The following is a 13,391-nucleotide window of genomic DNA, read 5'->3' as shown; positions in this document are numbered from 1 at the left end:
GAATCGTGACGACTGACTTCTGAATTTTGTTTGATCAACTACACTGTAATCCGCTGCCTGATTAACTTTACGTTGGCAAAACCAGAAAAAATCTGCTATAATCGTAATCTGTGCGGGTGACTAGCTCAACGGTAGAGCAGTAGACTCTTAATCTATTGGTTGCGGGTTCAAATCCCTCGTCACCCACTGCTTTCAGGAATTTAGAGGCAACGGCGATCGCGTTCTAAATCATAAATCACTTTTTCGAGATACCAGTTATCAGACTTACCTTTATGTAATTGCCTTTGACGCTTCAGCAATCGTTTGGCTGTTGCACTGTCGCCACGAAGCATTTCTATTAACTTATGTTGTAGTTCTCTGTTTTTTGGGTCGGTTATGTATGAACGGGAATACTTCTGGTTGCGACGTGGCTGATGTTGAGCCTTTGGTGCTGGAAATCCGTATGGTACTCTTGGTTGGAAGAGATGTTTTAGCAATTCCCATAAATAGCTGATTTTCCAAATCAGATGTATTACCAAACGCAAGAGATAAAGCAGTTGTGCTAGAACTTCCATAGATTAAGTCGCATTACCAACTCAATCCACCATGCGAAATTTTCTCAGACTTCAGCATCAGAATTTTCGCGCATTTGTTTTTAAAATTACTTTGTTGCTTCATCGCCATACTGAGAAATAGCAATCTTTGATTTGGCGATCGCAATTAGCAAAAACTGTGGTCGAGTGTGTACTTTTAAACAGGTATTAGATGAGTAGCAGATTCATCAATAAAAGCTGAATCTACTTGTAGGCGTAGTATATCAGAGATAGTGTTGTTTCAGGATTGCAATATCTGGGAACACTAAGATCTCACAGGCTGAAGGATTTAGTGGTATGTTGACAATTCCTGGATATCAATTGAGGGAAGAACTCTACAACGGTTTAAGAACACTAGTTTATCGCGGATATCGAGAAGCTGACAACAAACCTGTAGTAATTAAACTGCTAAAAAACCCTTATCCGAATTTCAGTGAACTGGTGCAGTTTCGTAATCAATACACCATTGCTAAAAATCTGCATACACCAGGAATTATTGAAACTTATAGCCTGGAAGCTTACCAAAACGGCTATGTCATAGTCATGGAAGATTTTGGGGGAATTTCTCTCAAGGATTATTTTATTTCTCAAAAACCACAATTTCATGAGTTTTTACGAGAGTTTTTAGAAATAGCGATCGCCCTCTGCAATATATTAGATAAACTGTATCGTGATGGCATCATTCATAAAGATATTAAACCAAGCAATATTTTAATTAATCCCACAACTAAACAAGTCAAGTTAATTGACTTTAGTATTGCATCGTTATTGCCCAGAGAAACTCAAACCCTAATTAATCTCAATGTTTTAGAAGGTACACTAGCTTATATTTCTCCAGAACAAACTGGAAGAATGAATCGCCTAATTGATTACCGCACTGATTTTTATTCTTTGGGTGTTACTTTCTATGAGTTACTAACTGGAGAATTACCTTTTCAATCAGACGATGTCATGGAATTACTGCATTGTCATATTGCTAAAAAGCCTCAAGAAATTACAAGTACACACATTCCCCAGGTATTTTCAGATATTGTCATAAAATTAATGGCAAAAAATGCTGAAGACCGCTATCAGAGCGCCTTAGGACTAAAGTATGATTTGGAAAATTGTTTAACTCAACTCCTAGAAACTGGACTAATTCAAAGTTTCCCAATTGCGCGGCGGGATCTGTGCGATCGTTTTATCATTCCCGAAAAACTTTATGGGCGTGAACAAGAGGTTGAAACTCTCCTAAAAGCATTTGAACGAGTTGCTAATGGTACAACGGAAATCATGTTAGTGGCTGGTTTTTCTGGGATTGGAAAAACGGCGGTTGTGAATGAAGTTCATAAACCAATTGTGAAACAACGTGGTTATTTTATTCAAGGTAAATTTGACCAATTTAACCGCAATATTCCCTTTTCGGCATTTGTACAAGCTTTCCGCGATTTAATGGGACAATTACTCACCGAAAGCGATCAGCAAATTCAACAATGGCAAGATAAAATTACGGAAACATTAGGTGAAAATGCCCAGGTAATTATTGAAGTGATACCCGAATTAGAACTAATTATTGGCAAACAATCACCTGCATCAGAAATATCGGGTAGTGCAGCCCAAAATAGATTTAATTTGCTATTACAAAAATTTATTAAACTATTTAGCACTCAAGAACATCCGTTAGTCATATTTCTAGATGATTTACAGTGGATTGATTCTGCCTCATTAAAACTTGTCCAATCATTAATTGGTGAGGCAAATGCTGAACATTTACTACTTATTGGTGCTTATCGAGATAATGAAGTTTCTGCGGCACATCATTTAACATTAGCATTAGATGAAATTGCTCAACAGGGGATAAAAGTAAATACAATAACCTTAAAACCACTAAATGAACTTAAATTAAATATGTTAGTGGCTGATACTTTAGCTTGTACAGAAAATTTGGCTTTACCACTATCACAATTAATTTATCAAAAAACTCAAGGAAATCCATTTTTTGCAACCCAGTTTATCAAAGCCTTACACAAAGATGGGTTAATTTCTTTTAATTATGATCAAAGACACTGGCAATGTGACATAGCACAAATAAATCAGCGATCGCTCACAAATGATGTCGTTGAGTTTATGGCATTACAATTACAAAAGTTACCACAACCAACGCAAGATGTTTTAAAACTAGCAGCATGTATCGGGAATCAATTTGATTTAGAAACATTAGCCATTATTTCTCAAAAATCAAAAACAGAAACAGCAATATGTTTGTGGAGAGCCTTAAAAGAAGGTTTAATTCTACCTCAAAGTGATGTTTATAAATTTTTCATAGAGACAGAAAATCCAACTGCTAATCAAGAAAATTTGGAAATTATTCCCTATAAATTCCTGCATGATCGCATACAACAAGCCGCTTATTCTTTGATTCCTGTAGAAGATAAACAATTGACTCATTTAAATATCGGTCAATTATTATTAATCAATACTCCCAAACATCAACAGCAAGAAAAAATATTTGCTATTGTTAATCAACTTAACTGGGGCATAAAATTACTTACTACAGTTGAACAACGAGATGAATTAGCACAGTTAAATCTCAATGCAGCGGAAAAAGCTAAAGCATCAACAGCATATAGTGCTGCTTGGGAATACTGCACAGTCAGCCTAAAACTGTTACCTGAAAATAGCTGGCAATCTCAATATGAATTTACTTTAACAGTATATGAAACAGCAATAGAAGTAGCTTATCTCAGTGGCAACTTTGCAGACATAGAAAGGTTAGCAGAAATTTTACTGCAACAAGCTAAAACAATCCTTGATACAATCAAAGTCTATGAAGTTAAAAGTCAGGCTTTAGCTGCTCAAAATCAACCATTAGTAGCTGTGAATACAGTACTACAAATTTTGAAATCATTGGGTGTAGAATTCCCAGAAACACCAACTCCTAATGATATTGGTTTAGCATTACAAGAGACACAATTAGCTTATCAAGGTAAAGAAATAGGGGAGTTAATCAACTTACCATTGATGACTGATCCCATGCAATTGGCAATCATGCGCTTAATATCTAGTATTTTACCTGCGGCTTTTCTTTCATCTCCTATCCTCTATGTATTACTCACATTTAAAGAGGTAAAAATATCAGTAGAATATGGCAATAATTCTATTTCTAGCCATAGTTATGCCTGTTATGCTGCAATTCTTTGTGGAGGAATGGGAGATACTGAAAATGGTTATAAATTTGGGCAACTAGCTTTAGATTTATTAAATAAGCTTAATTCTCAAGAACTGCAATGTAAAGTGAATTCTTTAGTTTATGGCTTTATTAAACATTGGCAAGATGCCCTTATTACAACTTTAATACCTCTGCGCGATGCTTATACTGTGGGATTAGAAACTGGAGATTTGCAATTTGCTGGATATGCAGCAGTCATGTACTGTGCATTTATCTACTTTGCCGGGATAGACAAGGAATTATTAGAGCTTGAACAGGAAGTATTAGCTTTTCATGATTCTATTTATCAAGTCAAGCAAATTACCGCAGTTTATTACTTTCAAATGTTGCAACAGGCAATCCAAGATTGTCAATTGGGGAGAAGTTCATCTCAACACTTGCAAGGAGATTTCTTCGATGAACAAATAATGTTACCCAAGTACATAGAATCGAACGATCGCCTGGGCATATTTTACCTAAACTTTCATAAATTATGCTTAAATTATTTATTTGAAGATTATCAACAAGCAATTATTGATGCTGATTTAACAGAACAATATTTAGATGGGGCTGTTGGTTTTCCTTATATTCCTATTTTCTATTTTTATGATTCTCTATCACGCATAGCTGCGTATAAAGAAACACCACAGGTTGAACTAGATAAGTTACTGCAAAAAATAGCTGAAAATCAGCAAAAGATGAAAAATTTTGCTGATCATGCTCCCATGAATTATCTGCATAAATTTGAATTAGTCGCAGCCGAATGTCACCAGTTATATGGCAATCACTGGGAAGCAATTGAAAGTTATGATCGTGCTATTGCGGGAGCTAGAAAAAATTGCTATATGCGTGAAGAAGCACTGGCGAATGAGCTTTTGGCTAAATTTTATCTGAAGTTAAATAAAGAACAAGCGGCTCAAGGATATATGCAGGAAGCATATTATTGCTATGCCAGATGGGGAACAAAGGCTAAAACCGATGATTTAGAAAAACGCTACCCGCAACTACTCAAACTTATCCAGCAACAGCAAAGACTTAATTTTAATTTATTAGAAACTATTGCAACAATTGCTCAAACATCCACTACTAATAGCACCAGTATTACTGATGCCATAAATTTTTCCTCCGTCCTCAAAGCTGCTCAAACTATCTCCAGAACCATTGAATTAGATGAACTTGTTACCAGCTTAACTCAAATTATTTTAGAAAACTCTGGGGCGAAAAAAGCTGCATTAATTCTCCCTGAAGAACAGGGTAATTGGCAAGTTAAAGCAATTACTTGGATCAATCATCAAGCAAATTCTCAAGGTAATATCGAATCTATAATTAACTCACAACCTATAGAGACTTGCCCAGATATTCCTAAAAGAATTATCAATTATGTCAAAAATACTCAACAAACAATTATCATCGATAATTGCAAAATAGATATTCCTGGCATAATTGGGGAATATATGCTGAAGCATCAACCTAAAAGTGTATTATGTATACCAATTATTCAACAAAGACATTTAGTCGGTATTCTCTACTTAGAAAATAAGCTCACAGGAGGGGTGTTTAATAGAGATCGCCTCGAAGTAATCCAAATGTTATCAGCCCAAGCAGCTATTTCGTTAGAAAATGCCCGTCTGTATCGAGAATCGCAAGTAAAAGCCCAACAGCTACAACAATCTCTCCAGCAACAAAAAACCTTATTTCAAGTTGTGACGCAGATTCGAGAATCTTTAGACTTAGATGCGATTTTTGCCGCAGTTACCCAAAATATTCGGCAAATTTTGAATGCTGATCGGGTGGGAATTTATCAATTTCATCTAAATGGGGATTATGAATATGGGGAATTTATCGCTGAGGATGTCTTACCGCAGTTTACTTCTGCTTTGGCTGTGAAAGTTCAAGATCATTGCTTTGGTGACAATTTTGCCACTTTGTACAAACAAGGACGCTATTGCGCCATTGATGATATCAACACAGATGCAGTCATCGATTGTCATCGAGCAATTTTAGCGCAATTTCAAGTGAGAGCATCATTAGTAGTGCCAATCATGCAAGATGACGAACTTTGGGGTTTACTCTGCATTCATCAATGCGATCGCCCCCGTCATTGGGAACAATTTGAGATTCAATTTGCCCAGCAAGTTGGCGCACAAATGGGAGTTGCACTTCAACAAACAGATTTATTAATCGAAACTCAAAAACAAGCCACCCAACTTGAACAAACACTGCAACATCTCCAGCAAACTCAACTGCAATTAGTCCAAAATGAAAAGATGTCTGCATTGGGTAATCTGGTTGCTGGTGTGGCGCACGAAATGAATAATCCCCTTGGTTTTATTTCTGCTAGTCTGGAACAAGCTAAACCAATGTTGGCTGATATTATTCAACATTTACATCTGTATCAAGAAAGCTCAACTGCTGCTAATCCTAATATTCTCAAACATGCCCAAAAAATAGATTTAGATTTTTGTTTAGAAGATATGCCACAGATGCTCGCTTCTATGATTTTAGCTTGCGATCGCTTAAAAAATATCAGCATCAGTTTACGCACTTTCTCCCGTGCTGATCAAGACTACAAGGTGCTTTTCAATATTCATGAAGGTATCGATAGTACAATTTTAATTCTCAAACATCGCCTCAAAGCTAACAACCAACGTCCAGCAATTATAGTAATTACTGATTACGGTGATTTACCAAAGATTGAGTGCTTTCCTGGACAATTAAATCAAGTATTTATGAATATTTTAGCTAATGCTATTGATGCTTTGGATGAATCAAATGTTGGGCGCACATTTGCAGAAATTGAGGCAAATCCCAATCAAATCAAAATTACAACTTCAATAGTAGAGCAGCAAATGATCATGTCTATTACTGACAATGGTAGGGGAATGAGTGAAGCAGTCAAACAGAAAATATTTGACCATTTATTTACGACAAAAGGAGTGGGAAAAGGTACAGGATTAGGATTGGCGATCGCGCGTCAAATTGTAGAAGAAACCCACGGTGGAAAATTAACCTGTAACTCTGTTCTCGGTGAGGGTACAGAATTTCTGCTGCAACTTCCTCTATAACCATCGATAATATAAAGGCTGAGTCTGTACTCTAGAATTGGTAATATTGTATTGAACTTAAGAGGCTGAAATTAGCATTTCATGAATGTTCGGGCATTTTTCCAAGCTGCGACAGTTGAAGATAGTTCTTCACCCTACAACAGCATTCACTTGAAAGTTTTCTACCCAGCCCAATTATCAGGTAGTGAACCAGAAGGGAATTTGGGTTTTGTTCCTGCTAATTCTCAAGAATCTAAGTTTCCAGTTGTTATTCTTTTCAACGGAATTAACTGTGGCCCTGAAATTTATCAATGGTTGGCGATTAAATTAGCACAGCGTGGGCTTGTTGTCGTTACATTTTCCTGGATTGCCGAAAATTTGCCTGGGCTGGTGGCTCTCACTCCAGGTATTGATCTGAAAATGTTACCTCCTATTATGTATGGCAAAGGCCCGACAGCTGCCGCTTTACCAACACTACTAAGGGTGTTAGAGAGTTTACAACAGGAAGGGATTTTGGCTGGCTTACTTGACTTAGACAAGATCATTCTAGGTGGACATTCAGCGGGTGGTAGAGTGGCGATTGAAAGTGCAGAGCCAAGATTTTGCTCACAAGTAGTAGCCGCCTTTGCTTATGGCGCACATACAGCAGCAAATGTAAACCTAGGATATGAAGCCGGCACAATCTTACCTTTACCTGATTCTTTACCTTTATTAATGATTGGCGGAACCTGTGATGGAGTGATTGCAAAGAGTAGCCATAGTTATGGAGTGACTTGGGAACAACCTACAACTCCGATTATTCGGACGTTCCAAGAAGCGATCGCAGGTGGTAGAAAAGATAGTTATTTACTTCTTTTGGAAGGAGCTAACCATTTTTCTATTACCCATCCATTTGATTCCACAACTAGTAGACCATTTCTAGACTTTCCAGCTACACAGCCAGAAGAACAACTGCGAAATTTAATCGCCGAAACGATTGGTTTATTCATTGATGCTCACGTTCGTTACCAAACAATTGCCCTGGAAGCTCTCAATCAAATGTTAGTATCTAAAAATTATTTAATTGCATTATTTGACCGTAAATGACCATGTTTTCATCTTCAATAATGCTTTTTTATGCAACAAAGTTAATAGGAAGAATAATCTCAAATTCTGTTTCTTTAGTTGGGTGCGATCGCATAGTTAAAGTGCCGTGATGTTGTTGGATAATTGAATAGCTGACAAATAACCCCAAACCTGTACCACGACCAATGGGTTTTGTCGTAAAGAACGGTTCAAAGATGCGGTTTTGAATCTCTACGGGAATTGTACTATCTGTATTGGCAATCGCAATGCGTAAGCGTTGATTGTCTATGACTTCAGTGCGAATCCGAATTTGTGGTTTTTCACCGCATTGAAAATTATCTCGTATGGCATCAATGGCATTATTGATAATATTTAGAAAAACTTGATTTAAGTGGCTAGGATAGCATTTCACCAGAGGTAAGTTACCATACTCCTTGATTACTAGGATTTCGGGTTGATTTACCGCATATTGCAAGCGATGTTGTAAAATTAAGAGTGTGCTTTCAATACCGCTGTGTAAATCTACCAGTTTAATTCCCGATTCATCCACCCGCGAAAAATTGCGTAAACTTAATACAATCTGGCTAATGCGATCGCTCCCTACATCCATTGATTCGAGAACTTTATTCACATCCTGAAACAGAAAATCAATATCAATAGCTTGACTTTTGGTTTTAATAGCTGGACTAGGTTCTGGATATTCTTGTTGATAAAGTGTTAGCAAACTCATTATGTCTTGGAAGTAACCCTTTGTATAAGTGATATTTCCTTTGATAAAACTGACTGGATTATTAATTTCGTGAGCAATTCCTGCTACTAATTGCCCCAAAGATGACATTTTTTCTGTATGAATTAATTGGGCTTGAGTTTGTTGTAACTTTGTTAAAGTTTGCTCTAAATCTTGGGCTTTTTGGTTGAGAGCTTGGGTTTTTTGCTCTACCTCTGCTTCTAAAATACAAGAATAATTTTCGATTTGTTGGTACAAGCGAGCATTTTCTAAAGAAATAGCAGCTTGAATACAAAGAAAGTTGAGAATTAGGATGCGATCGCTAGTAAACACACCGCTGGTGTTGTGATTCTTTAAATATAAAATCCCCATTAAATGTCCTTGATTAATAATGGGCAAACACAACAAACTTTTTGGTTGTTGTTGCCGTAAATATTCATCAATTACAGGTAAATTGGTTTTGAGTTCATCAATCACCACAATTTCTTGAGTATTTTTCACATATTGGATTAACTTGACAGGTAAATTGGGATGATCCTTCTAAAGGTTCGGCAAAAAGTTCTGTGTTCTCAGGTGTAGCAATGGCTCTCAACAGCCATTCTCCTTGATTATTCAGCAAAATTAAGGCACAGCGATCGCCACCAGAATTTTGCAAAATTATCTGAGTTAGTTGGTGCAGTAGTTCATTAAGTTGAATCTGACTAGAGATGGTTTGAGAAGCTTTGAGAATGGCAGCAAAATCTAGCGTTGCATTAATCGACGAGCTAGAAGAAAGGGAAGTTGTCAAGGAAGAATGAATCACAACATTGGCGGTAGACAGACTCGCTAGTGTGTCCAATGGATTCCAGTTCTGTGTAGTTTTTTGCAGAATTGGACGCAATAAATTGGGGTAGCGTTTTTCTAAATCATCAGTTTTGGCTTTTGCACCCCAATGAGCATAGCAGTAGTAAGCTTCCTGCATATAACCTGCGGCGACTTTCTCTTTGTGCCAATTGAGGTAGAATTTGGCAGCGAGTTCGTTTGCTAATGCTTCTTCTTGGATGTAATTATTTTCTTTAGCGTTGGCGATCGCCTGATCATATAATTCCATTGCAACGTAAGGTTTGCCCAAAACACGGCAGCATTCGGCTTCTACTAAATTCAATTTGTGCAAATGATTTTGGGGAACTAAATCTGCCCATTGCTGAAGTTTTGCTTGATGAAGTTGAACGCGCTCTAAACTAACTGATGCTTCACCTTCAGATCCTTGATTCAACATAGCTAACTGGGCTAAAGCATCGTAAAAAGGCAGCAAAACGCTGACAAATAACCCCGGAACGCCATCTAAGTATTGTGCAGCCATAGCAGCCTCAGCGATCGCCTGCTCATACTCACCAAATAAATAGCAGAGAATCAGTTTGTTAATCTTGGCGTGATACACAGCCGGACGATCATTAACTTCTTGATGTTGGGGTAACATTAAGTCTTCGTTGTAAACCTCCCCGATTAACTTAAAAGGAGTTTCACTACAACCCAGTAAGTTTAAAGTAGCTTGGTGATAGGTTTTTTGATAATTAAGTGCTGTGGTTTGCTTGAGTTGGGCGATCGCCTTACTATATATAGCTAACTCTTGTTCTAATGCCGTTAATTCTTTGCCAGCGCAATAAGAGTGGAAACTATAACCAAATATGCACCACACAGCCCATTCCAAATCTCCTGTTTCCCATCCACTTTGGTAGCCTTGTAATAAAGATATCAATGTAGATGTGAGAGGATCTTGCCAATGTCTAATGCAATTATTAAATACTGCTTCTATCTTGGCACGCAGTTGTTGGGCGCATAACTTCTCCATTAAATTTAAAGCTAATTGCCCAAATTCATAGCTTGTTTTCATTGCACCGGTAAAAGCACAAAGAATTAAACCATAACTTGCATAGGCAAAAGCAGATAAAGCTGTATTACCATGTTGAATAGATAAATTAACTTGCTCACAAATAATTAAAGGCAACATTTCCGGACAGCCATTATAAGCAGCCCCAAACGTACTCGACAAAATCCGCATTGCAGCATGGGCGCGAGTATCTGTCATTAAAGACAAATCGATTAATTCTGCGGTGGTTTTTCCCACCAATACTGAGTGAGTTTTCTCTAATGCTTGATTAATATCTTGGTAAGTTGGTTGAGTAGGTAAATTTATCCCCAACTGATGCAGAACCGCCACAGATATATCTAGTCCTAACCGCAGTTGATTTTGGGCAATACAAGCTTGAATTTTAATTTCATAAATAGGTACGCTATCCCAAATATTGTTAACTTTACTTAGTACTATTTTCGATAGCTGTTCCATCTGCCCAAAATCAGTATTTAGATAAGCAGCTTCCGTCGCTTCAGTGTAGATTGCCAGCATTAAGTTATATGATTCTTGCCAATGATCATTGGCTAACAATTTTCTAGCTGTTGCATAATACTGGACAGATGTGGCGTAAGCCGTGGCCATTTTAGCTCTGCGTCCGGCAATTAAGTTCAATTCAGCTAAATATTTCTGCTCTTGAGTGGTAACTAAATCGATTCCTAGTTTGAATTGATTGACCAAATCAAAGATTTTTTCTTCAAGTTCTGCTTTGTCGGTATGCTGGAGTAGCAGTTGTCCAATTTGATAATGAGTAGCTGCTTTTTGGTCTTTTGGAATTAAATAGTAAGCAGCTTGTTGAATGCGATCGTGCAGAAATCGATAGGTAATATTTTTGATATGGCTATTATTGCCGTTGGCTTGCGTGTTGCTCAAATAAAATTTATATAGTTCACTTTGGGGCAAAATCAAACCTTCATGCAAAGCTTTCCATAATGCGGTTGCAGTAGTAGTGAAAGACTGCTGAGAAACTATGGCTAAAGTTTTTAAATCAAAAGCATTACCAATACAAGCAGCTAACTGCAAAACATTTTGCGTTGGTTGAGGTAACTTCTGCAACTGTTTGGCGACAAATTTCACGACATCATCAGTAAGAGATAGGGACTGAATTTGGGTAATATCACATTCCCAATAACCTTGCTGATGATTAAATGTAATTTCCCCATCTTCATATAACGCCTTGAGAAACTGGGTAATAAAAAACGGATTACCTTGAGTTTTACGCTCAATTAATTTTGTCAGAGGTTGCGCTCGCTCGGTTTTACAACGTAAAGTATCAGCTACTAACTGATTTGTATCCTGCTCAATCAGCGGTGCTAGAGTAATAGTATTAATCGTCGTTCCAGCTTTCTTCATCTCTTCCACCATCAACATTAACGGATGTGAGGGCGACACTTCATTATTCCGATAAGCACCCAACAACAACAGATAGTTTTTATCTTCCATCAACAGTTTAATTAACCCAAAAGAAGCCAAATCTGCCCACTGTAAATCATCCAAAAATATCACCAGTGGATGTTCCGCTGTCGTCAACACCGCAATAAACTTTTGAAACAGCAAATTAAACCGATTTTGTGCCGCAGTTCCCGATAGTGACGGTGCTGGAAGTTGTTTACCAATCACTCGTTCTAGTTCGGGAATTACCTCAATCAAAACTTGTCCATTTTCTCCCACCACTGCTAAAATTTGACTGCGCCACTGTGCCAATTTTGCATCCGATTCTGATAACAACTGTCCCATCAAATCTCGCAAAGCCTGGACAAAGGCACTGAAGGGAATATTCCGATTAAATTGGTCAAATTTACCTTTGATAAAATAGCCTTGCTGACGGGTAATTGGTTTGTGGACTTCATTAATGACAGCGGTTTTGCCAATCCCGGAAAATCCCGCTACTAACATCATTTCTGATGTGCCATTGGCGACGCGCTCAAAGGCTTGTAATAAGCGATTAACTTCGGTTTCTCTACCATATAGTTTTTCGGGAATTAAGAAGCGATCGCAAATATCCCGTTCACCGATGAGAAAATCTGTAATTGCTCCTGTATCTTGGAGTTGCGCTAAACAAAGTTCTAAATCATACTTTAATCCCAAAGCACTTTGATATCTATCTTCGGCATTTTTCGCCATTAATTTCAACACAATATCTGAAAGCACTTGCGGAATTTCTTCCCTGTTCCCGATGACTGTTGGCATTTTCGCTAAATGACAATGCACCAATTCCATTGGGTCAGTGCTATTAAATGGTAATTCTCCGGTTAACAATTCATAGAATGTCACACCCAAAGAATAATAATCACTCCGGTAGTCAATGGCGCGGTTCATTCTCCCGGTTTGTTCTGGGGAGATATAAGCTAAGGTTCCTTCCAAAACATTGGGATTTTTGATTTCTTGGGTTTCTTTGGGTAGTAATGAAGCGATGCTAAAATCAATGATTTGGACTTGTTTTGTTTGGGGATGAATTAAGATATTTGCGGGTTTAATATCTTTATGAATCACTCGATTTTGATGTAATTCATGGAGACTGGTGGTGAGTTGCAGGGCTATACTCAAAAATTCTGCCAGGGAGAGGGGATGAGTTTGCATATATTCGCGTAATGCGATTCCCCCTGTATCTGCCATCACCAGAATATAACTGTTGTGATATGTTTCTAATGATAATGGCTGAATAATGCCGACAATGTTGAGATTTTTGCTAATGGTGTATTGATTGCGGAGTTGCAGTAGTTCTTGAAAGGTAGGGTATTCTGAGGTTAATAGCTTGATGACGACGGGGAGTTGATCTGATTCGCGGATAGCCCGATATACTTGGGTTCTGGAGCCTGCGTACAGTTGTGCGCTTATTTCATATCCGGGAATGATGGGGGTAGTGTTTACTGTCACCATCTATACATACCTCATGTCAGCAAAA

The 13,391-nt window shown here is 37.7% G+C and carries 5 protein-coding genes and 1 tRNA gene; 3 read left to right on the top strand and 3 right to left on the bottom strand.

Features of this window, described 5'->3' with window-relative positions:
• The first annotated feature begins 114 nt into the window (after nucleotides 1–114).
• Nucleotides 115–186 (top strand) — tRNA-Lys (locus AC504W_RS14460).
• 14 nt (nucleotides 187–200) lie between these two features.
• On the opposite strand, the gene AC504W_RS14455 is transcribed toward AC504W_RS14460, so the two are convergent.
• Nucleotides 201–554 (bottom strand): hypothetical protein, encoded by a 354-nt coding sequence (locus tag AC504W_RS14455; protein ID WP_494873032.1) that lies wholly within the window; start codon nucleotides 552–554, stop codon nucleotides 201–203.
• A gap of 315 nt (nucleotides 555–869) precedes the next feature.
• Between AC504W_RS14455 and AC504W_RS14450 the strand changes: the two genes are divergently transcribed.
• Both AC504W_RS14450 and AC504W_RS14445 read left to right on the top strand, forming a co-directional pair.
• Nucleotides 870–6,824, top strand: coding sequence for an AAA family ATPase (locus AC504W_RS14450; protein ID WP_494873031.1), 5,955 nt, complete (start codon nucleotides 870–872; stop codon nucleotides 6,822–6,824).
• Between the two features lie 81 nt (nucleotides 6,825–6,905).
• Complete coding sequence (locus tag AC504W_RS14445) at nucleotides 6,906–7,889, top strand: alpha/beta hydrolase family protein (RefSeq protein WP_494873030.1); 984 nt, start codon at nucleotides 6,906–6,908, stop codon at nucleotides 7,887–7,889.
• Between the two features lie 28 nt (nucleotides 7,890–7,917).
• Here the strand turns inward: AC504W_RS14445 and AC504W_RS14440 are convergent, their stop codons facing one another.
• A complete protein-coding gene (locus AC504W_RS14440) occupies nucleotides 7,918–9,096 on the bottom strand; it encodes a GAF domain-containing sensor histidine kinase (RefSeq protein WP_494879326.1) in 1,179 nt (392 codons plus the stop codon).
• On the bottom strand, nucleotides 9,065–13,366 hold the full coding sequence (locus AC504W_RS14435) for an ATP-binding protein (RefSeq protein ID WP_494879324.1): 4,302 nt from the start codon (nucleotides 13,364–13,366) through the stop codon (nucleotides 9,065–9,067). The genes AC504W_RS14440 and AC504W_RS14435 overlap by 32 nt, the downstream gene beginning before the upstream one ends.
• Between the last annotated feature and the right edge of the window lie 25 nt (nucleotides 13,367–13,391).

The organism is Nostoc sp. C96 (assembly GCF_059384975.1).
Note: the sequence above shows the minus strand (reverse complement) of the source record. Positions and strands in the feature narration are given on the sequence as shown.